The organism is Methanobrevibacter ruminantium M1 (assembly GCF_000024185.1).
Classification (GTDB): domain Archaea; phylum Methanobacteriota; class Methanobacteria; order Methanobacteriales; family Methanobacteriaceae; genus Methanobrevibacter; species Methanobrevibacter ruminantium.
This window is the reverse complement of sequence record NC_013790.1, coordinates 2,849,241-2,872,709: the sequence shown is the minus strand read 5'-3', so window position 1 is coordinate 2,872,709 and position 23,469 is coordinate 2,849,241. Positions and strand designations below refer to the sequence as shown.

At 31.2% G+C, this 23,469-nt stretch carries 19 protein-coding genes; 11 read left to right on the top strand and 8 right to left on the bottom strand.

What is annotated here, in order from left to right; all coding sequences use genetic code 11:
- Positions 1-1,684 precede the first annotated feature (1,684 nt).
- From MRU_RS10935 to MRU_RS10915, 6 genes are all read left to right on the top strand, one after another.
- Positions 1,685-2,680 (top strand): NCS2 family permease, encoded by a 996-nt coding sequence (locus tag MRU_RS10935; RefSeq protein WP_012956975.1) that lies wholly within the window; start codon positions 1,685-1,687, stop codon positions 2,678-2,680.
- Positions 2,681-2,706: 26 nt separating this feature from the next.
- Positions 2,707-3,021, top strand: coding sequence for a hypothetical protein (locus MRU_RS12105; RefSeq protein ID WP_012956974.1), 315 nt, complete (start codon positions 2,707-2,709; stop codon positions 3,019-3,021).
- Positions 3,022-3,365: 344 nt separating this feature from the next.
- Positions 3,366-5,075 (top strand): glycosyltransferase, encoded by a 1,710-nt coding sequence (locus MRU_RS10930; RefSeq protein WP_012956973.1) that lies wholly within the window; start codon positions 3,366-3,368, stop codon positions 5,073-5,075.
- 66 nt (positions 5,076-5,141) lie between these two features.
- Positions 5,142-5,522: a DUF120 domain-containing protein gene (locus MRU_RS10925; protein ID WP_048812541.1), complete on the top strand. Its 381-nt coding sequence runs from the start codon at positions 5,142-5,144 to the stop codon at positions 5,520-5,522.
- A gap of 118 nt (positions 5,523-5,640) precedes the next feature.
- Entirely contained in the window at positions 5,641-6,867 is a 1,227-nt protein-coding gene (locus MRU_RS10920; protein WP_012956971.1) for a zinc-ribbon domain-containing protein, read from the top strand.
- Positions 6,868-7,662: a zinc ribbon domain-containing protein gene (locus MRU_RS10915; RefSeq protein WP_012956970.1), complete on the top strand. Its 795-nt coding sequence runs from the start codon at positions 6,868-6,870 to the stop codon at positions 7,660-7,662. It abuts the gene before it with no gap.
- 125 nt (positions 7,663-7,787) lie between these two features.
- On the opposite strand, the gene MRU_RS10910 is transcribed toward MRU_RS10915, so the two are convergent.
- The 3 genes from MRU_RS10910 to gatA form a co-directional block, all read right to left on the bottom strand.
- Entirely contained in the window at positions 7,788-8,651 is an 864-nt protein-coding gene (locus tag MRU_RS10910) for a hypothetical protein (protein WP_012956969.1), read from the bottom strand.
- 10 nt (positions 8,652-8,661) lie between these two features.
- Positions 8,662-9,231, bottom strand: a complete 570-nt coding sequence (locus MRU_RS10905) for a sugar O-acetyltransferase (protein WP_012956968.1) — start codon at positions 9,229-9,231, stop codon at positions 8,662-8,664.
- A 110-nt stretch (positions 9,232-9,341) separates the two neighbouring features.
- Complete coding sequence (gene gatA / locus MRU_RS10900) at positions 9,342-10,727, bottom strand: Asp-tRNA(Asn)/Glu-tRNA(Gln) amidotransferase subunit GatA (protein ID WP_048812540.1); 1,386 nt, start codon at positions 10,725-10,727, stop codon at positions 9,342-9,344.
- Between the two features lie 297 nt (positions 10,728-11,024).
- Between gatA and MRU_RS10895 the strand changes: the two genes are divergently transcribed.
- From MRU_RS10895 to MRU_RS10880, 4 genes are all read left to right on the top strand, one after another.
- Positions 11,025-12,650 (top strand): cysteine peptidase family C39 domain-containing protein, encoded by a 1,626-nt coding sequence (locus MRU_RS10895; protein ID WP_083777659.1) that lies wholly within the window; start codon positions 11,025-11,027, stop codon positions 12,648-12,650.
- 12 nt (positions 12,651-12,662) lie between these two features.
- Complete coding sequence (locus MRU_RS10890) at positions 12,663-13,781, top strand: tetratricopeptide repeat protein (protein ID WP_012956965.1); 1,119 nt, start codon at positions 12,663-12,665, stop codon at positions 13,779-13,781.
- 23 nt (positions 13,782-13,804) lie between these two features.
- A complete protein-coding gene (locus MRU_RS10885; RefSeq protein ID WP_012956964.1) occupies positions 13,805-14,863 on the top strand; it encodes a tetratricopeptide repeat protein in 1,059 nt (352 codons plus the stop codon).
- Between the two features lie 296 nt (positions 14,864-15,159).
- Entirely contained in the window at positions 15,160-15,381 is a 222-nt protein-coding gene (locus MRU_RS10880; protein ID WP_048812539.1) for an AbrB/MazE/SpoVT family DNA-binding domain-containing protein, read from the top strand.
- Positions 15,382-15,547: 166 nt separating this feature from the next.
- Here the strand turns inward: MRU_RS10880 and MRU_RS10875 are convergent, their stop codons facing one another.
- Positions 15,548-16,498, bottom strand: coding sequence for an NADH:flavin oxidoreductase (locus tag MRU_RS10875; RefSeq protein WP_012956962.1), 951 nt, complete (start codon positions 16,496-16,498; stop codon positions 15,548-15,550).
- An 851-nt stretch (positions 16,499-17,349) separates the two neighbouring features.
- Here MRU_RS10875 and MRU_RS10870 point away from each other — a divergent pair.
- Complete coding sequence (locus tag MRU_RS10870) at positions 17,350-18,147, top strand: HAD family hydrolase (RefSeq protein ID WP_143714339.1); 798 nt, start codon at positions 17,350-17,352, stop codon at positions 18,145-18,147.
- A gap of 239 nt (positions 18,148-18,386) precedes the next feature.
- Here MRU_RS10870 and MRU_RS10865 read toward each other — a convergent pair whose 3' ends face one another.
- From MRU_RS10865 to MRU_RS10850, 4 genes are all read right to left on the bottom strand, one after another.
- Complete coding sequence (locus MRU_RS10865; RefSeq protein ID WP_012956960.1) at positions 18,387-19,145, bottom strand: sugar phosphate isomerase/epimerase family protein; 759 nt, start codon at positions 19,143-19,145, stop codon at positions 18,387-18,389.
- Positions 19,146-19,511: 366 nt separating this feature from the next.
- Positions 19,512-20,258 carry a hypothetical protein gene (locus MRU_RS12010; protein ID WP_012956959.1) on the bottom strand — a complete coding sequence of 249 codons (747 nt, stop codon included), beginning with the start codon at positions 20,256-20,258 and terminating at the stop codon, positions 19,512-19,514.
- A 91-nt stretch (positions 20,259-20,349) separates the two neighbouring features.
- Positions 20,350-21,126, bottom strand: coding sequence for a ParA family protein (locus MRU_RS10855; RefSeq protein ID WP_012956958.1), 777 nt, complete (start codon positions 21,124-21,126; stop codon positions 20,350-20,352).
- A 652-nt stretch (positions 21,127-21,778) separates the two neighbouring features.
- The gene (locus tag MRU_RS10850; protein WP_012956957.1) at positions 21,779-23,080 is read right to left on the bottom strand and encodes a TrpB-like pyridoxal phosphate-dependent enzyme; all 1,302 of its coding nucleotides are present in this window, start codon (positions 23,078-23,080) and stop codon (positions 21,779-21,781) included.
- Between the last annotated feature and the right edge of the window lie 389 nt (positions 23,081-23,469).

Below are 23,469 nucleotides of genomic sequence, written 5' to 3'. Positions count from 1 at the left end.
GGTACGCAGTACCTTTTCCTTTTGGCATATTTGACTGGTACATATCAAATATATAGTAAAAAAAAGAAATAAATGAAAGGGTACAAAGTATCAACTTCAATATATAACTTATCAAAGTGTACTTGTACTCAATTATTTATTATTATATACTTATAAATCTTATTATTATTTCTATACAAACAAACAAATTTGAGTATTTATTCTTAATATTATTCAAAATTACTTAACGTTTTCAAGTTTTAGTTCATTTTTATTAGAATCATTGCAGATTCTATGAAATTATATGATCTTTTCTTGTGATTTTTATGATTTTTATGATTTTTATGATTTATTTTTATGAAATTTATATGATTTTTTTATTATGAAAATTATAAAATTTTATTCTGGATATTTATTGCAATTGATATGAAAAAAATATATTGTATACTTTTTGAATATAAAAAATTATGATTTTTATTTAAAATTTCAAAAAAAGAGCTAATAATATTAAGAATTCTTGAACAATGTTTATTAAAAATGGTAGAAAATGAATAATATTCAATAAAAAAAGATCAGAGTTATGATTTTAAAAAAAGACAAAAATAAATTTTGAAATAATTAAATAAAATAAATAACTATTATCAACCATTGAAAACAGCTGATATGATTAAATCATTTCTATAAAGAAGGAATCTTATATAGAAAATAGTTATTTAAGTTATTTAATGTAGTTGAAACTACATTTATCCCCCTTTTTATTCTACCCATTAATAATGGACCTAATTTAACAGGTATATAAAAATAAAGGATAAATATCTTCCATTTAATTTCAAAATTTTTTTAATACTATTTTATAACAAAATTTTCATACGCCTACATACTCACTATATTCGCTATAGTTTTCATATAAGCATATTTATTTTTAACTTAATAAATATAAATCTTATTATTATTTCTATACAACCTAACAAATTTGTGTATTTTTTTCTTAATATTCTTCAAAATTAATTAACTATTTCAAGTTTTAGTTCATTTTTATTAGAATCATTGCAGATTCTATGAAATTATATGATCTTTTCTTGTGATTTTTATGATTTTTATGATTTATTTTTATGAAATTTATATGATTTTTTTATTATGAAAATTATAAAATTTTATTCTGGATATTTATTGCAATTGATATGAAAAAAATATATTGTATACTTTTTGAATATAAAAAATTATGATTTTTAAAAAATTAATAAAATGACTTATTTTTTTAATTGAAGCAATTTAATTCCATAAAAAAATATATTGTATACTTTTTTCATAGGCCCAATTTTTATATTTTTCATGAATTTTTGTCATTATGATCTCTTTTCAATTTGCTATTTTTCAATATTAAAATTCAATATATTGTATATTTTTTCTATCATTTTCATTAAGGATTTTATGAAGATAAGTTCATAGAAAATTTTAAGTTTGAAGATAAATTTTAAATTTGCAAATTCGTATCTGTTATTAAAAAATTTAAAAATGCAAACTAAAAAATTTGAAGATTCGTCATAGGCTGGAGAAATGAAATTTCAAAAATCATCCTGAAAAATATGAAAAAAAGTAATACTTTTATCAAAAATTTAATAAATACTTAATCTAATAAATAATATTAAGAGAAATTTTTAATTCATATTTTATATAAATTAAAATTTCTTTTATGAGGTGTTTTATGTTAAATAAATTTTTCAAATTGGATGAAAACAATACTGATATAAAAACTGAGTTTCTTGCAGGTTTGACAACCTTTTTAGCAATGGCTTATATTTTAGGTGTAAACCCAACCATGCTTGCTGAAGGTGGAATGCCTGCAACAGGAGTATTTTTCGCAACTGCTCTTGCTTCAGGGGTATCTTGTATCATCATGGGTCTTGTTTCCAAATATCCTGTTGGTCTTGCTCCTGGTATGGGTATGAATGCATTGTTTACCTATACAATCATATTGGCTATGGGTAACACTTGGGAAACTGCACTTGCAGCTGTATTCGTTTCAAGCATAATCTTTTTATTAATTACCATTTCCGGTTTAAGGGAAGCAATTCTTAACGCTCTTCCATTTGACTTAAAATTAGCGATTGGTGCTGGTATTGGTTTCTTCTTGGCTTTCATTGGTTTGAAAGGTGCTGGAATTATCGTAGCAGACCCTGCTACTCTCGTAGGTATGGGAACTATCTTATCCGCTCCTGCGCTTTTAGCTGTAATCGGCATATTGCTTACTTTGATATTATACATTAAAAAAGTCCCTGCAGCTGTATTCCTTGGATTGGTAATAACTGCAATTTTAGGTGTAATCTTTACATTGTTCGGTTTCGGTGCTGGAGATCCATTAATGCCTGCCATTCCTACAGAGTTCATTTCCTTTAATTTCGACACTTCTGTAGTTGGAGCATTTTTAAAAGGATTTTCACAATTGTTCACTAACATCCCTAACCTTATCATGATTTTATTCTCATTATTATTCGTTACTTTCTTTGATACTACTGGAACCTTGATTCCTTTAGCAAATCAATGTGGTTTCGTCGATGAAGAAGGTAAGGCTGATGGAATTGACAAAGCTTTCCTTGGTGATGCTATAAGCGGAATCATTGGTGCTATCTTAGGTACTTCAACCTTAACTGCATATGTAGAAAGTGCAACGGTATTGGTCTTGGTGGTAGAACAGGTTTAACCGCTATATTCACAGGTGTTTTCTTCTTGATTGCACTTGTCCTTGCTCCTACTGTTTTATCATTGTTCACTTCTTCTGTAACCGCTGCTGCATTGGTTATTGTAGGTATCTTAATGATTGTGCAATTGAAAGAAGTTGATTGGGACAATATGGTTGTAGCTGCATCTGTATTCATGACTATCATCATGATGCTTTTAACCTACTCAATTTCCTTAGGTATCGCATGGGGATTCGTCACCTACGCTGTTGCAGCTATCGCTACTGGCAAAGCTAAAGAGTTCAGTTGGATTATGTGGTTAATGGTTATTATATTTGCAGCATACGTGTTCTTCGGACTTTAGATAATCATTAGCCCAATTAAAAGATCTTATCACTTTATGTGATAAGCTCTTATTTTTTTTATTTTTTTATTTATTTAATCACTTTTTTTTAGAATTTGCTTTTTTGCTTACTATTTTTTTTTTTAAAATTTTTCTTATATTGCTTCTAATGCATTTTTTTATTTTAATAATTACGAACAGTATCAATTCAATTAATAAATATAACAAAATATATACATTCCTAAAAACAAATATAGAATATTATAATGGATATTGTTTTTTTCTTGAAGTGAAATTTATTAAAATAAATCAATTAAAAAAACCTATATCCCAATATTTGTCTATCGAATCAAAGAGGTGAAAAAGTGTCTTGGCTAGTTGTTCTTATAGTGTTTCTGCTTGCTTCAATAAAATCAACTAAGAATCCATCTGTGTCTGTGGTTATACCAGCCTTCAATGAAGAAGCGACTGTAGCTCAAGTGGTAACTGTAGCTCGCAAGCTATCATATATAAGCGAAGTCATAGTGGTGGATGATGGATCAACTGATAAAACTGTAGAGGAAGCGGAAAGGGCAGGAGCAACTGTCATAAGCCATAAAGGCAACCAAGGTAAGGGGGTAGCTATCAAAACAGGATTTAAAAATTCCCATGGTGATATAGTTGCCTTTATAGATGCAGATGTATCCAATTTCACTCCTACAAAGATAGACAAGATAATCAAGCCTATTTTGGAAGGTAAGACAGACATTACAAAGACCAAATTTGCACGGGAAAGTGGCCGTGTTACAGAGCTTACTGCAAAACCTCTTTTAAGTTTCTTCTTCCCTGAATTGAATTATGAACAGCCTTTAAGCGGTCAATTTGCAGGAAAGCGTTCTGCACTTAATAAAATCAAATTTGAAAAGGACTATGGTGTGGATGTTGGCATAGTATTGGATGCTGATGTTCATGGAATAAGCATTTTGGAAGTTGATATTGGAGACATTCAACATGACATGTCTTCCCTTGCCGATTTAAACAAAATGGCAAACGAAGTGGTTAGAACCATCATTGACAGGGCAGTTGATTATGGCCGTGTCACTATGATGGATACCCTTGGAAATTATATCAGAATGGCCATCATGGGATTGTCCCTTATCATTCTTGGACTGTTCATGATTTTCTTTGTTCCATTCATTCCATTGGTCATATCCGTTTTAGTGGCTCTTGTTGGAATTGCACTGACTATAGCCTATATAATTAAAATAGTTCAAAGGTCAATTCCTATTTTAAGGAAAGGGGATACAAGTACGGCATTAAAGTCATTTGTTAAGATGCACTTTCCTGTAATCGTATCAGGCCTTATATTGATTCTAATGCTTTCCACATTCTTATCAGCAGCAACATTTAATGATGGCAGGATATCAGTGGAGCTTACTTCAAGAAACTTTGTATATTCCCCTTCAGATGACTATCATCAAACCATTTCAGTAAGAGGGCCTTATACCATTGACAGCGCAATTGAAAATGAAACAGATATGGTTAGAATCCCTCCAGATGCATTGAGCACGTTGGAGATGTCTGCAAACGATACGATGATTATAGACGGTGAATATTATTCTGTCAACACTTCAAGAGAAGGGGAAGTGGATGTATTCCGCCTTTCAAAAGCAGTAAGGCATGATTTGGATTTATATCCTCGTGAAGTCATACCAAACAGTCGTTTGGCTGAAGTCTTCAATGGAGTCATTGTCAATCATAACATCAACTTCAATAATTCCTCTGAAGTCATGGAAGGATATGTCCAATTCAGCATAAGTCCTAAGGCTACAAATGCAACTTTCTTCAATCTTACATTGGATAATGAATCACTTCTTTCATCAGTGGGCAATTTCAAAAACGATTCCTATTATACAATTGCATATGACGACGATATTCTATGTGCATTTACAGGAGACGACATCAAGAAGGGAAATGTTACTTTTGAGTATGCAGGCAAGGATGGAATGATAGTGTTTGAAGACAGAAACAATACCTCTATAAGGAACTTTATAGATTCCGATAGGGATTCATTTGTTAAGCTGTACACTCTTTAATGATGTATTGATTTGGTGATTTACTTATAGTTTAGAATAATTATGATTACAATTTAGATGATTAAAATGGAAATTACAGGAATTGTTACAACAGGTTTAGGAAAAGCAGCTTACTTTCTAGGTCAGGATTTCTACAAAAGTCAATTCAATGAAAAATGCGGTTTTACACCTTTTCCAGGTACTTTAAACCTTATTGTAGAAGAGAATAAGCTCGAAGACATCAGACTTATGAAAAACAGTTGCACAAATGTTATAAAGCCAGATCAAGGATTTGGCGGAGTCAAACACATCAGAGCTTATTTGAATGAGAATATTGTTGGAGCAATTGTATTTCCAGACAAGACCACTCATGATGAAAACTATTTGGAATTTATTTCAAAGGATAAATTGAGGGATAAATATAATTTTAAAGATGGAGATGAGGTTGTAATAACAATAGACATTTAATTATTCTTATTATTAAATTATAATTAATGTACTTTTAATTTTTTTTATATTTTATAATTAATTGTCTTTTATATATTTTTTTATTTTATTATAGTTCTTTTTATTTAGGGGGTGAATCATGAAAAAATGTAGTAAATGTGGTTCAGAAAATCCAGATAATGCTAAATTTTGTCATAATTGCGGCTCAAAGGATTTTGGAACAAATGAAAATATTTGTCCTAAATGTGGCGAATCCAATGTGAAGGAAGCAAAATTCTGTCATAAGTGTGGAGCTAGCTTAAGCTCTAATTCTTCTTCTGGCAGTTCTAGTTCTTATAATCCCACTGGAATGAACGGTCCTTTTGGTGCTGGTGCTAATGATAAGCCTGGTTCTGTTATGAATGGTCCTTTTGGTGCTGGTGCTAATGATAAGCCTGGTTCTGTTATGAATGGTCCTTTTGGTGCTGGAGCCAATGGTGTAGCTGATTCTTTTGCTTTTGATCCTAGTTCTAATGATAAATCTAGTTCTAGTTCTAACTCTAATTCTAGTTCTAACTCTAATTCCAGTTCTAACTATAGTTCTAGTTCTAACTCTAATTCTAGTTCTAACTCTAATTCTAGTTCTAACTCTAATTCTAGTTCTAACTCTAATTCCAGTTCCAATAATCAGGGTTCTACGGCTTCTTCTGCTAATCAATCTAATTCAACAGCCTCTACCAAAAATCAATCTAATTCAACAATCTCTTCTACCACTGCCAATACAGGAAATGAAGGGCCTGGATTAAAGAAAATATGCTGTTGCTATGTTCCTGTTATTCTTTTAGTTCTTTTTATAATATTTGCAATTTTATTGAATGCTTTTCCTGAAAACTTTTCAGCAACTTATGATGACGAATTTTACCAATTGGACATTGATGGGGATGGAAGATTGTCACTTTCAGAGGCTAGTCAGTTAAACCCTGGAATGTCTGATTCAAGCATTAGTTCATATTTCAATGAAGCTGATAAGAACAACAATGGTTATCTTATAGGCCATGAATTTGATGACTTTTATAGTGATGTGAAACCTTATTCCTCATCATCAAGTAGTTCTTCTTCATCAAATTCCCATAAGTATTCCAGTTCAAGCTCATCTAGCTCATCCAGCTCATCTAGCAGCTCTAGCGATTATGACTCTTCCAGTGACGGTTATGTATTAACCTGTCCATACTGTGGAAGCGAGGCTATTTATGAGTCTGGAAGCTATTATAAGTGTGCAGACTGTGGTAGCATTATTCATAATCCTGATGACTTGGAATTAAACTATCAGGAAGGTTATATGGATCTCTTGGCTCCTATAGTCCAGATTAATCTAGGGGGTGTATAAATGGTTAAATGTTCAAAATGTGGGAGTGAAAATAAGTCTGAAGCAAAGTTTTGTCATAGTTGCGGTGCTAAATTAGATATAAAGGACCCATATAATCTTGATGGCAAATCAAGAGAGTATGGTTCTACAACAGGCAAGAGTGCTGGCTCTGCTAGCGCCTATTATGACCATAGCGCTAATTCTGGTGGTTCCAGTTCAGATTCCACCGGAGGAATTGATAATTTTAGAAATATGAGCAATTTTAAAAAGATCATTTTTGCTTGCTGTGCTGTTTTTATAGTTTTATTCATTTTGTCCTTAGCTGCTCAAGCACTTGGATTTGATATGGAACCTTATAGCGAAAATAAAACCGCTTATCATAATTATTCAAGTTTGGATTTAGATGATGATGGGGCATTATGCTTGGAAGAGCTTGAGATAGAATATTCTAATATTTCAAGTTCAAAGATGAGTGATATCTTTAAAAAATCCGATAAGAATCGTAATCATCTGATAAGAGGCGCTGAGTATGATATGCTGAACTATTATGTGAATGAGCATTTTAAAGACTTGGAGAAAAAGAAAAACGAAAAAACAAGTAGTTCCAGTTCTAGTTCTAGCTCTAGTTCAGGTTCCAGTTCATACAAGTCTCCATTTACAACAAGCGGTTCCTCGGATGATGGAGCTGAAACATGTCCGTTCTGCGGTAGTGAAGCTGTTTATGAATCTGGAAACTCGTATAAATGTGCCGAATGTGGTAGAACTATTTCAAATCCAGATGATTTAGATTTAAATTATGATGAGGGCTATTATTAGCCTTCCTTTTACTATTTTTATTATAGACTTTAATCTTTTTTTATCTTATTATTGAGATTTTTAATCTTTTTTTATTTTATGAGTTTTTTTCTTTTTTTATCTTATTTTAATTTTTTTTTTAAGAGTTAACTTTTCTTCAACTCTTCCCTATATTTACCAATTTCCAATTCAAGACGTGTAATAGTTGCTTTATTGTCTTTAGCTATTTGCTTTTGAGATTCAATCAATTCATTTATATTTTGTTCCTGCTTTTCTATAATTGAATCCTTTTGATTGAGCAGTCCTTCATATGTTTTTGTAATCTTTTTAAGCTGCAAGTCAAGATTGTCTGTATTGTTTTTGGTTTGGTCTTTATAGTCATCAATGAGAGTTCTTAGATAATTGATTTGCTCTTGCTTATCATGGATAATTGCTATTTTTTCCTTGATTGTATTGTTTAGATTATCCATTTCCTTAAGCCTTGATTTTTCAATGTTAACTTCATTCTTTAAAACCAAGTCCACTTTGTCCTTTTCGTATTTGCATTTTACAAGAGCATTGTTTAATTTGCTTATTTTGCTTTCCTTTTCATTTAACTCTATGGTCAATTCCTCATTTTCCACTGTTAAAATGTCTAACTTGCTTTGCAGGTCATTCAATTCCTGGTCCTTTAGGGAAAGCTCATATTCTACTTCTTGCTTCTCTTCATCCTTGATTTCTAAAAGCTCTTTTAAGTCATTAATCTTATTTTCCTTAAGTTCGATAGAATTTTTTAAATCTTGGATTGTGTTTATGTTATTTCTGCTTCTATTGGATTTATAATTGGAATTGAATTTTTTAGAATTAAAGTCTTTTTTCTTAGAATCAAACTCCTTTTTAGAATTAAATTCTTTTTTAGAATCAAACTCCTTTTTAGAATTAAACTCTTTATCAGAATTAAACTCTTTTCTATCTGAATCAAACTCCTTTTTATCTGAATTGCTTCCCATGTTTGATGAATTATCTGTCATAGTTTTCCCCTCATTCTATATCGTTTTCTATCTCGCGGACCACCTTTGCAGGAACTCCAATTGCAAGTGAATTGTCTGGAATGTCCTTTGTAACAACCGCTCCTGCTCCTATAACCACATTGTTTCCTATATTCACTCCAGGGAGAATTGTAACGTTTCCTCCTATCCATACATCATCACCTATATGTATAGAATCAGCCATTGCAAGATGCTTCCTTCTTCCCTTTGGCTCTAATGGATGGCCTACAGTGGTTATAAGGGTGTGTGGGCCTATCATTACATTGTCTCCAATGTAGACTTCCCTTATATCAAGAATGGTTAGATTGTAGTTTCCTGTAAAATTGTTTCCTATGTGTATGTTTTTTCCATTGTCAAAGCTAAATCTTTTTCCTATCCAGACATCATCTCCACAGCTTCCTAAAATCTCTTCCAATGCATCATATTGCTTTTGCTTGTCATTTGGGTCGATATTGTTGTATCTAAAGCTTTGATAGATTGCATTGTCCTTTATTGCTGAGACTTCCTCATCGTCATAGCAGTATACAAGGCCGGATTTTAGTTTTTCAAGTTCGCTCATCATTTAAATCACTAAAAAAAAGAAACAATTTTGTAAAATGAATATTATTTTTTCGTTTGTCAAGAAAATAAGAAAGGTGAATAATAGCTTTCGCTATTATTTTTTAAATTAATTTATTGGGCATACTCAAATGCAGCCATTGCCTTAACGATCTTTGCATCGTCTTGTGGCTTGGCCTGCAATTGCAATCCTACAGGTATGCCATCAACTTCCCCTGCCTTAAGGCTTGCTGCAGGTATTCCTGCAAGGTTAGCTATTACAGTAAGAACGTCGTATGCATACATTTCCATAGGCTCCAATTCCTCTCCAAGTTTGTGAGGAAGCTTTGGAACAGTAGGGCCTACAATCAAGTCAACACCTTCAAGCATGTCATTGATTGCATTTCTAATGAGGGATCTTGCTTGAAGTGCTTTTTGGTAATATTTTCCGCTGAATTCCTTTTGTGAAATGTATGAACCCATTTGGATTCTTCTAAGTACTTCAGGACCGCAGACCTCTTCGATTCTTGAGCCGTATTTTCTGCCGTCGTATTTTCTGGTTGCAGAGAAGAATTCAACATAGTTGATAAGATAGTATGTTGGAAGACAGATGTCAATATAGTCAAAGCTGAGCTCAACAACTTCAGCTCCAAGGGATTCTAATTTAGCTACTGATTCGTCAATGATTTCATTGATTTCGTCATTTGTGACTTCCTTGAATTCCTTACAAGTTGCTATCTTCATTCCTTCAAGAGGTTTTTCCTTATCCTTTACGCTTAATGCTATTTCAGTAAAGTTAGGAGCGTCCCATTTTAAGGTTGTACATTCTGTAGGGTCGTATTTGACGATTGTATCCAATGCAAGGGTGATACCGGTTACATCACGTGCCATAGGGCCTATCTGGTCAAGACTCATTGAAAGGTCAAGAAGGCCTTGCCTTGAGACTGCGCCATAGGTAGGCTTCATACCATACACTCCACAGTGGGAGGATGGGTTTCTAATTGATCCTCCAGTGTCAGAGCCTATTGCGATGTCGCACATGCCGGCAGCTGCTGCAGCTGCGCTTCCTCCGCTTGAACCACCAGGAATTCTTCCAGGTGCTGCAGGGTTGTTTACAGCTCCATAGTATGAGGTTTCAGTAGAGCTTCCTGCTGCAAACTCGTCCATATTGTTTATTCCGATAATGATTCCATCCTCTGCCTTGATGAGCTTGACTACAGTTGCGTCATAGCTTCCAATGTAGTCTTCCAAGGTCTTGGATGCTGCAGAGATGATAAGGTCTTCCACATTTATGTTAGCCTTGATACCGAATACCAATCCTGCAAGAGCTCCAACTTCCTCTCCTGCCTTGATTTTAGCATCGATTTCCTCTGCCTTAGCTATTGCATCTTCTTTGTTTAGTTCGAGAAAAGCATTGAGTTCATCGTTTTTCTCTTCAATGACTTTAATATAAGATTCAACATTTTCCTTTGCAGTTATTTCCTGATTTTTAATTGCATTTAATTTTTCAAGGATATTCATTAAAACACCTTTTTTCATTTAGAATATTAATAATTTAGTAAGTGTAATAACTTTTAAGACCTAAATTTAGTAGTTTAATAAGGTTTCGTGCCTTAATTGATTCAGTTTATTATAAATTTTCTTTATTTTTAAACTAATCCTTTAAGTTTTCACTGACTTGGCCTAAAAGTTTATATTTTCTATAATATATTAAGTTTATTTTTCCATGCTTAAATAATATTTGGTATTTTTGCAATGATGGCACTTTTCTATTTTTATAATTTTTTCTATTCTGAAATTGCTTAAAAAAATTTAAGCATATATGGAACTGCATCTTCAAATGCAGTATTTTCCACAGGGAATGCATTTGGCATTAGCAATTCTAAGATCTTTAATTCATTTGCTGGAATTTATCTTTATGATGTTATTAATGCTTCTTTGAGCAACAATCAAATTTCTGGTTGTTCTTATGCCTTATATCTGGATGGAAGCGATAATGGCTCATTCATTGGAAACAAGATTTTCAATAATGATTATGGCATCTTAGCCAAATATTCAAATATTAATCTTTTCAAAAATAATAGTGTATTCAATAACTGGATTGCCATTGAGGACTCTTCCAAATACAATCAGTTCCTATCCAATAACATCCACGATAACTATCAAGGGATTCGACTCATCGCATCCAATAGCGCATTGATAGAGAACACTAATGTCTATAATAACTATTTAGGCATTTTAAAGTATAGCTCTTCATTCATAAACAAATCCGCATCTGTTTATAACAATACATTAATAAATGTTCAGTCATTGAATGATGGGGAAATAGTGATTCAAGACAATATGTGGTACTGCGGCCCTGCAGCCCTTTCAATCATCTTCGAAAGCCTCGGATTAAGCCTATCACAAGAGGACATAGCCAAAATTGCAGGAACAAATACAAACGGAACCAGCCTTTACGGACTATACCAAGCCTGCATCAAAAAAGGATTCAATCCCTCAGTATTAAAGATAAATAGCTCAGACCTAATGACAAATGACTTAGCTGTGCTTTTAATAAATGAAGACTACCATTTCTCCGTGATTTATAGCATAAACGACACCGACATTGTATTAAATGATCCCTCAATAGGATTGTTTGTTCTAAGTAGGGAAACATTCGACGAAATGTTTTCCGGATATGTTTTAGATGTTGAACCAATAAAAGATAGGGTATCTAATGTAAGCATAGCCAAAATGAAAACTATAGTTGGGACTGTTTTCCCAGCACTTGCTTATGGAGGTTATTTGGCTTTAGCAGGGGTAACTGTAATTGCCGGCTCCTTAGCAATAGTTTGGAATTCAAACTCACATTACAATTCCAAAAGCATTCAAAAACCACATTATACATGGAAGCCTAATAATAAAATTCATTTTCCACGAAATGTCAAATATCCTACAAGCACTGGAAATAACGGAAATAGACCTAAAGTAAGTTACAATCCAGTAACCAGTTCTATAAGCGGCAATAAGTACTACACTAATAATAAGGTGTATACATATAATTATAAGAGCAGTAATAGAAAAGTTTCTTCTTCTAATGCTGCAATAATTGCATATCAAGAAGCTTATAATTATTATCTAAGTACTAAGAATAACGAAAGGGCTAAAGTAGAAAAACCTACTAATATTACAAGTTATAATTATTTTTTAAAGGATGTAAAAGCATTTGAAAAAGGTTCATATAAATTTTCTTTAGGACCTAAGGGGCCAGATGATGATTTGTATGATAGTGCAAAGATTGTTAAAGCATTATATAGGGATGCTACTAGAAATTATAATTATGGGAAATTTCTAATCAATACAGGTAATAAATCTAGAGGTATTTGTTACATATTTTTAGCTACATTTGAAATATCGTTTATTCCAGCTATTATATATAATCAATTATCATTGAATCCTTGATTGGAGGATATTATGTTTACAAAAATAAAAATTAATAAACTTTTTAAAGAATTAGATTCTGCATTAAATAATCAAAATTTTGATAAAGCTTTGATTATTCTTAATAATATTTTAATTTTAGATGAAAATAATTTAGGTGCACTATATAAAAAAGCCTTGATTTTATATAATAAAGGTGAATACGAGAAATCTTTATCTGTATTGGATCATCTGCTCAGCATAGATTATTGCATTGATGCATTCCTGTTAAAAGGAAGGGTTTATTGCAATTTAAATGATTATGAAAATTCTTTAAATTCTTATAAGGAGGCATCCATTAATTTCGATTTGGATAAAATGAATAATGAAATGACATATTATGCAAGCCATCCTTCTTTATTTGATAAAGGAATTCATACAAAAATTTTCATAGATTTATGCAATATCATATTGGATAATGCAGATATTATTGAGGTCCGTCTTTTCAAATCTTATGTTTTATCTGAAATCGGTCGCAGTAGAGATGCCTTAAATAATGTGAATTATATTTTGGCACATAATCCAAATAATGAAAAAGCCATTTCTCTTAAATCTTCCATATTAATTAGTCTTAATCATTTTGATGAAGCATTGGCATTAATTAATGAAGGTTTAAATTTATATCCAAACAACCTTCAATTAATAGATACAAAGGCTAGGCTTTATTATGCTTTGTCTGACTATGATGAGGCTCTAGAAATATGCAAAGAATATAATTCCATGGATGATTTTGGAAATTATTATCTCCTTTCAAAAATAGAATATAAAAAAGGAGATTATTCATTGGCTTTGAAAAATATTGATATTGCATTAGATAAATTTTTTAAAAATCCTAATTTTGATGACAAAAAGGAATTTTCTCATGCTTATTATTGGTATAAATCGTTAATCCTTTCTAAATTGGATAGATTTGATGAAGCTAATAAAATCTGTGATTGCCTAATTGAAAAAGAGGAATCTGCTAAGAACTATTGCCTTAAATCAATGATTCTTTTTAAAGAAGGAAATTATACAGATGCTTTAATTTTCATTGATAAGGCATTGGAATTAGATTGTGAATGTGATAAGGCATTAGAACTTAAAAACAATATTGAAGATAAATTATCTTCATAATTTTTATAATTTAGGTTTATTTTATGTTTGAAAAAAGAAAAATTAAGAGACTATCTAATCATTTAAATAATTCATATGATGCAGAAGATTATGTTTCAGCGCTATCTTATTGTGATATGATTCTTGATATTGATTCTAATAATCCTCATGCTTTATTTAATAAGGCAAAGATTTTAGTTATTCAAGGAGAGCTCTTAGAAGCAATGTCCTATTATAAAAAAGCTTTACAAACAGGTTTCTTTGATATGTCTACATGGGTTGATGAAGTCTCTTATTATATGGATGGGGATATTTCTTCAACAAATTATAAATTATCTAATCGAAACGAAATTTCCTTGGAATTGTGTGAGATATGTTTAGAGAAATATGCTAAAGATATTTTCTTTAGCATATATAAATCTCAAGCTTTAGATAATTTAGGAAGATTTGAGGAATCATTAAATGCAATCTCTCTAGATTTAACTCCTGCTGATGGAGAGCTTTATGTTTTTCAATGTATCGGCCAATGTTTTCCATTATCTAATTTGAATAGGTGGGAAGATCTATTGGAAACATCATCAAATGGATTAAAATTGAAGAGTGAAGATCCAAGCTTAAATAGTTTTAAAGCAAAAGCTTTATATTATTTAAATAGATTGAATGAGTCAGAAGGATTTTTTAATAAATATATTCAACTTACAAATGATAGTAGGGCATATAATTTTCTCTCAAAAATAGAATTCAAAAGAAAAAATTATACAAGTGCATTAAAACTAATTAACAATGCAATACAACTTTCTAAAAAGGAACATTTAGATTTACTAGAATCAAATGTTTTGATAGAAGATGATGGAATATATGAAAATGATTACTATATGAAATCACTAATCTTATTAAAATTGAATGAATTAGACAAATCAAATAAGATTATTGATTGTCTAATGGAAAAAGAGGAATCTGCTAAGAATTATTGTTTAAAAGCGAGAATTCTATATGAAATGAAAGACTATAGAACTTCTTTGAGTTTTGTTAATAAATCATTAGATTTAAAATCCGATTGCAGTGAAGCAATTGAACTTAAAGAAAAATTGGGGGAGTTTTAATCATTAATTTCCCCTTTTGATATAGGCATTTATTTAAAAAATATCTTTTCTTTAATTTTTAGTGGACAAGTAATTGTCTTTTAAATTTTGTTATAGTACCTTCTTTAAAGAGGTTTATGTACTACAACTAATGTTTTAATTTTATATGCGATTTAATCCCTTTAAAATGAATCAATGGCAACGGTAGGTGGCTTGCATGAAAGTAAAGCCTAAACATATTTGTTGCGTCCGTAGCTATGAGGGCGAGAGAAAGACGAGCACGACTAATGAGTTTATATATTTACATAGTGATGACCATGATACAAACAAAAGTATCTGCAAGGAATCAGACAACTATTCCTTCAAAAATCCGTAAAAAATACAATGTTCAACCTAATGACATAGTGGAATGGAAAGAAAACAGAAATGGGGAACTGACAGTCACATTCAGAAAAAGAATTTCCTTCAGAGATATGATAGGAAAAGGCACAATAAAAACTACAACAAATGCTTTAGATTTGGAAAAGGATTTATATTGAATGAATAAACTCTTGGGGTGCTGTATATTTGGAAAAGGGTTTATATGAATGAATAAACTCTTTTAATGCTATAGAATTGGAAATGAACAGAACATTACAACCGAATAGTAATAATACATTAAAATTATTTTATGATTTTTTTCTTGTGGTTTAATATGGGCGGTTTTTATTTGTCTGATTTTATTTTTCTTACTTTTCTTATAGCCTTCTTTGACCAATCTCCATCCATCAAAAGAGCCCTACCAATGCCAATCAAATCACAATATCCCTCATTAATCAACCTTTCAGCATCCTTTGCTTTCTTAACCCCTCCAGTAAGAATAACAGGGATATCACAAGATTCCTTAGCTATTTTGCTCAAGTCCTTAAAGTATCCAGGCTCCCTTGAATAAGGGTTCTGATATCTGCAAAGTCCACCTGATATGTCAATCATGTCAACTCCGCTTTCTACAAAAGATTTGACTGCAGCTGGAATATCTTCCATCTTAGATCCACCTTCCAAATAGTCATATGCTCCAAATCTAATGGCTATTATATAATCATCACCTACAGCCTCTCTGATTTCTCTAATGATTTCATTATGAAGTCGCATGCGATTTTCAAGGCTTCCTCCATATTCATCAGTTCTTTTGTTTGTATATGGTGAATAGAACTGGTTCAAGAGATATTCGTGGGCGGCATGTATCTCAACGCCGTCAAATCCAGATTTCTGGCTTCGAACTGCAGCTTCAACAAAGGCCTTTTTTATATCTTCGATTTCCTCTATTGATATTCCATTTAAATTGACATTATTTGAAGATATTGACCCATATCTGCCATGGTTTATTTGAGCTATTGCAAAGGATCCCTCTCTGTGTATGCTTTCGGTAAGCTCTATATAGCCATCTATTACGCTGTCATCTGCCATTGAAAGCTGTTTAGGGCTTGACTTTCCTTCCTCTCTCACATATTCATGTTCCACTATAATCAGTCCTGTTGATTTGGCTCTCATCCTATAGTATTCAATCAGAGGATATGTGACCTTTCCGTCTATGCTCTCCTCCCTAGCCATAGGAGGCATGACTATGCGATTGGATAAGCAGATGTTTTTTATTTTTAAAGGGCTGTCTAGATGCATAATTTCACTTGTTTCTGTAATTTAATTGTTTTTGTTTTTATTAAGTCTTTTATTAAGCATTATTCAATAATGTTTTTTTCTCTTTAATTCTTATTTGTTTTTTATAAGCCTTAAAAAATGTTTTTTTATCTATTTTTTCTTATTTTTTATGTTTTTTAGGCTTTTTAATTAATGTTTTTTTATCTATTTTTTCTTATTTTTTATGTTTTTTAGGCTTTTTAATTAATGTTTTTTTATCTATTTTTTCTTATTTTTTATTTTTATCTTTTCAATAATTAATTTTTATCATGGATTCTTATAGAAAGATTTTAACTTAAGAAATTTACTATCTGACACTTATTTATTTTTAATTTTTATTTTTAAGCATATTTTTTATTTCTTTTTTCAATAGATGTCAAAATATTTTTCTATATTTTTTAAATTAAAGCATAGGTGAAACTTTAGTCTATTAATTATTTTTATGCTAATCATTTTATAAATACACTATTCTAAACTTTGAAATTTAATTTATAAGAAAATTGGATTTTATTTAGCATAATCTGGAATGTTTTAAGACTTAGATTAAAAAGTTAAACCTAATTCATCATTCGCCGAAATATAAACTATTTATATAATATGAAATAATCTATAAGCTTATTTTACTATTTTTAATTATTTATTTTACTCATAATATCAAATTTAATCAATATCCTATCTTTTCTAATATTGTAATTGCTTTTATTCAAAATTTATATACTACTAACTTTAAATTATATTTTAGAATAAAACTTTCTTTTCTAAAAGAATAAAAAACATTTAGAGATTTAATCGAATAGAAATTCAACTTCTATTTCAAAACGAGGATGATAAAAATGACTAAAAAAGCTATTGTATTTGATAACTCTGGAACATTGCTTGAGCGATTTAGAGTCATTAAAGACCTATCTACAGGTGAATTTATCACTCATGTAAACTCTTTAGACCTAATTGACAGTTGTCTAAATGCAGCTTTAGTTGTTCTTCAATTCAATACAAATCGATTAAAAGATTTAGACCCAAATACTTTAATAAGCGATTTTGTATTGGAAAATAATATTGATTTTGACATTAGCTATTATTCAACAGACGTTTCCAAAGAAGAAATAAAGGCCATTTTAGAAAAGGACACAGCTATTATCAAAGACATTACAGACACTTTCCCTCTTTTAAAGGAAAGGGTTCCTGGAATGGAGCTCTGCAATGGATCAGCAGTCATCATAGACATAGAGGAAGAGAGAATTTCCTATACAATAACCTCTGCTGGTCAATTGTTTAGCGGAGTAAAGGATACAATAGCAAAGCTTCAAGACAGCGGAACAGATGTTTTCATTGCTTCAGGAGACAGGTCAGGAGATATAAGGAAACTTGCAAATATTACTGGCGTTCCAGAAGATCATGCCTTTGCTACAGCAAGCACAGACAGAAAGGCAGAAATAGTTGCTAATCTTCAGGATGAGGGTTATAAGGTAATGATGGTTGGTGATGGGCCTAATGACATTTTAGCATTTCAAAAGGCTGATGCAGCAGTTCTCACAACAGAACAGAAGGATGGAGATTTTCCAGACAAGTTAAAGTCTTATGCTGATTTTGTTATAGAGGATATTAGTGAAGTGCTGCAAATTGATTTCTAACTCAAGCTTTTTTGGCCTTCGGCCAAAAAACCTTGACCAAAATTTTTATTTCGGCTATGCTTTAACCTGACATTAAAGCATGGGCTGTTCTACTTTTTATTTTGCTTGTTTTTACTGAATATTAGTTATTATGCTTCTTTTATAATTAAATTTTTACTTGGATGCTTGGTTCTTTTTTATAGAATTTTACACTTGAAATAGTACTCTCCTATTTTTATTTTCAAAAACAATCAAATTACTCATTGATTTTTTGCTAAGAAATCTTCAATAACTTTCTTGCTTTTTAAGACATTATCAAAATTATTCAATTCAATTATGCCATTGTCCACATATTTTAAAAGATTCAAGTCAAGGGTTCCATCTCCAATGGCCTGATGCTTGTCTTTTATCCCATCATTATCATTAATATGATAATAAAGAATGTTAGGAATTTCAAAGAAGCTTAATTGGTCTTTGCATGTGTTAACATGGCCTAAGTCTATTGTAATATTGCAGCCAGTCTCATTGGTCAGATTCTCTAGCTCATATGCTCTATTTCCAAGATAAGAAAAGCGTTCTGGCATGTTTTCTATAGATATCTTCGCCTCCTTATCTTCAGCATATGCAACAAGCTCATGGGTTGATTCAGTTAAAAAACCTAATGCCATTTCTCTAAGGTATTTTTCAGGCCTTCCTATTTTTCCAGGGTGTGCAGTAACCCCAATTGCACCTATCTCATCTGCAAGGTCAAGACATTCCTTTGTTTGCTTTACAGACTCTTTTCTAATTCCCTCGTTTAGGCTTGCAAGGTTTATGTCCACATTTACACCATGAATGTATATGTCAAGGTCATATGAGTGGAATGTTTCTGTAATTTCTTTCCTTTCCAATAATATGTCTTGTCTGTATGGTCCCTCTGCAAGCAGTTCAACACTGTCAAATCCATTTTCTACAGCTATCTCAAGCATCTCATCAACTTCTTTCATAAACAGTGAAAGCAGTGAAAATCCTAATTTCATTTAAAAATCCCCTATTCCTATCTTTTTATTTAAGATTCCTATATTCATCTTTATTAAAATAAGAAATCTCAATAATTATTTAAGACTTTATTTTTCAAGATATATAAAAATATATTAAGTTCTTTAGGGCTTTGCTTTAAAATTAGAATTTTTAATTATAGATGGGGGGGATATGGTTTATTTAGTGGTGTTTTTATATAGTGCTTATCATAGGGATAGGTATAGATAGATATATGATGTATAGATTGAAGATAGATAGAAGATAGATAGATAGAAAATAGATATTAAATTATTGATAGATAAAGAATTTATATTTAAAATATAAACCCAATACCTATCAACGATTTATTGATGTTAAGTGGATAATCATAAATGATTAAACAATGTCCAGATTTCTGGATACTTTTGAGCAATTGCCTCATCAATAAGATTTGATGCTTCATTGCTTATGCTGAATTCAGGTTCGGTCTTTCTAAGATACCTTAATACAGCAGCTGATCTTGCAGACCATAATGTGATTCTTGGATTCTTTTCAACAGTTTCGATAACTTCATATACCAGTTTTTCTTCTTTTTCACTAAGAACACTATCAGAATCATTTTCCTTAGTTTTATCTTCATTTATTTTGATACTTTCTTCAGTTTCTTTGTTTAAATTAACTGAACTTTCAATATTTTTATCATTATTTTTTGAGCTAGAAATTTCTATGGTTTTTGTACTGTTTTCAGTTACTATTTCATCATCATTACTGAAGATGTTTGTATAGTTTGAGGTTTCCTCTTCTTTAGCTTCGGTTTCGAGTTCTTCTTTAGGTTCATCTTCAATTTCTATTTTTTCTTCTTCTGTTTCATCTTTTTCTACTACAGGTTCATCTTCTTCTTCATCAGGTTCTTCTTCAGTTTCAGTTTCTTCAGTTGAAATGTCTTCTTGTTCTTCAATTGCTTCTTCTTCAACTGTTTCTTCTACTGTTTCTTCTATTTCCTCTTCATCATCTGATTTTTTTAATAAGTCTTCTAATGATAATCCTTCTTCTACATCTTGTTCTATTTCTTTAATTTTTGGAATCAATGAATCTAGTCCTCTTCCTAATCCAGAATTTTGTTTTTTTGCCATAATTATCCCCTATGATTTTTTTAAGATTTTTTTGTTTTTAAATAAATTAATGATTATGATTTTTTGATGCTTTTCAGCATCATTATTTTATTTATATTTCACCATCCAGCTTTAAGAGCTCTCTTGCCATTTTGAGGTAAGCTATTGATCCTTTGCTTTCAGGGTCGTATGCTATGCAAGGCTTGCCGTAACTTGGAGCTTCTGCTAAACGTATGTTTCTTGGAATCACTGTCTTAAAGATGTATTCCTTTCCTTTGAAGTAGTTTTTAAGCTCTCCATATACTTCTCTGCCTAATCTTGTTCTTGCATCGTATAAGGTGAGAACAATTCCCTTTATTGGAGTTGGGCTTCTTAGCCTTGTTTCAACAAGGTTGATTGTGTTCATAAGATCAGCCAGTCCCTCAAGTGCAAAGTATTCCGCTTGGATAGGTATGATTACGCTGTCAGCAGCGATTAATGAGTTGATTGTAATTATACCAAGGGATGGAGGTAAGTCTATGATTATATAGTCGAATATGCCTTTTATTGGCTCAAGCAGTTTCTTTAAAGCAATGTGGTAGTTGTCTTCCTTGCTTAATTCTACCTCGATACCGCTTAAGTCGATATTGCTTGGCAGGAGGAATAGGTTTTCTATCCTTGTTGGTATAGTTGCCTTTTGAACACTGCATTCGTTTACTAAAGCTGTGTATACTGTCTTTTTGATTTCTGTCTTGTTAATTCCAAAGCTTGTTGTAGCGTTTGCTTGTGGATCCATGTCCACTACAAGGACTGCCTTTCCCATGGCAGCAAGTGAAGTTGCCAAGTTTACTACAGTTGTTGTCTTTCCGCATCCGCCTTTCTGATTCATTACAGCTATTGTTTCTCCCATGTTGGTACTCCTTCGTTTTTTTTAAAAATAAGTGGTTTAGTGTAAAATACTTATTTTCTCTAATGTTTATTATTATAATTTATAAGTTATTTCTTTGAATTTTTAAGGTAAAAGTTGTAACTTTTTACTTATTTTTTTTAACTTATTTCTTTGAATTTTTAAGGTAAAACTTCTTAGTTTTTACTTATTTTTTATAACTTATTAAGAATAATTTTTAACTTATATATTATAATTTATAACTTATACTATATAAGTTTTAAGTTATTTCTTACAACTTATTATTTATAATTTTTAATTTATAAGTTTTTTGTTATAAATATTAAGTTATTTCTTATAATTTTTTAACTTATTAGTTATTAGTTATAACTTATAACTAAATTTTCTCATAACTTATCACTTTAACTAATAATTTTATTGAAAAATTTGTGAAAATTAGCCTAAAATTGCTATACTTTATGGTCAATTTTTACTTCATCTTGTAAAATTTTTTTAAACAATTGGATTATATTTTAACTCAATGATGCTGAAAATGATAAAAATTAAAATGATTTACAGATTAAAAATAGATAAAAAAAGGTTATAAAATAAAGAGAAAAAGGTTTTAAAATGAAAAAAAAAAAAAGAAAAGTGGATTTTTGGCCTGGCCAAAAATCTATTTGGAATTTTCCATGGATCCGTCCATGTAACTTGCGTATCCTTTAAAGTCCATTAAACCATGGCCTGAGAAGTTAACAACAATAGTTTTCTCTTCGCCAGTTTCTTTGCACTTTTTAGCTTCATCGATAGCTGCTTTAATTGCGTGGTTTGTTTCAGGTGCTGGAATGACTCCTTCGCACATTGCAAACATCTTACCTGCTGCAAATACATCTCTTTGATGAGCTGTAACAGGGGTAATGTAACCTTCGTTTTTAAGCAAGGATATTTGAGTGTTCATACCATGGTATCTAAGTCCTCCAGCGTGTACAGAAGGAGCAACGAAGTTGTGTCCTAATGTAAACATCTTTAAAAGCGGAGTGAATCCCATATTGTCTCCAAAGTCGTATCTGTATTCACCTTCTGTTAAGGTTGGGCAAGCTGAAGGTTCAACTGCTATGAATTCAGTGTCGCTGTTTCCTTGGATTTTGTCTTTAATGAATGGGAATAATGATCCACCGAAGTTACTTCCTCCACCTACACATGCAATCATTGTGTCTGGCTCTTCTTCAGCTTTTTCAAGCTGTAATTTGATTTCCTGACCAATTGTGGTTTGGTGTAGGATAACGTGGTTTAAAACACTTCCAAGGGTGTATTTTACATCATCATATTTTAAAGCGTCTTCTACAGCTTCAGAAATTGCTATTCCAAGGGAACCAGGAGTGTCCGGAGTTTCTGCAAGGACTTTTCTACCCACTTCAGTGTTTTCACTAGGGGATGCGTGTACGTTTCCGTCGTATAATTGCATGATGGTCTTTCTGAATGGCTTTTGGTCGTATGAAACCCTTACCATATATACTGTACATTCAATGTCCATCATTGATGCTGCAAGACATAATGCAGTACCCCATTGTCCGGCTCCTGTTTCGGTTGTTATTCTTTCGATTCCTTCTTTTTTTGCATAATATGCCTGTGCAATTGCACTGTTTAACTTGTGACTTCCAGTTGGAGAGGTGTCTTCTCTCTTATAATAGATCTTTGCTGGTGTGTTGAGCTTTTCTTCCAATCCTCTTGCTCTGCATAAAGGAGTCGGCCTTCCCAATCTTTGGTAGAGCTCTCTTACTTCAGATGGAATTTTTATATATCTTTCTGTGGAGAACTCTTGGTTTAGACACTCGTTTACAAATATTTGAGGTAAGGTTGATATTTGATCTTTTCCTTCACTGTTTTTAGGAGCAGGAAGCTCTACAGGTAAATCAGCGTTAATATTGTACCATTTTGTAGGTACTTCATCGTTAGTTAAATCAATTCTGTATTGCATTTTATCACTTTAATTTTTTTTTTTTTTTTTTTTACTTTGTTGTTATTTTTATAAGTCCGAAATCCGAATGAAAATTAATTAAATAAACATTATTTTTTAATTATAAACATTCTGTACTATTAATATATTTAATGTACTATTTAAAGCTTTGTAGTACATTTTTGTACATTGTTGTTTATACAATTTTATTTATTTTATCAGATTTTACAAAAATAATCATTAAAATATCATAAATTATACATTATAACTTATAACTTATTATTCAAAATTCTGAATTTTTATCAAAAATATGCCTAAAATTGCAGATTTTTGGTCTAAATATGGATTAAAAATTGTAACTTTTGGTCTAAATATAGATTAAAACTTATAAGTTTAGGTCTAAATATGGA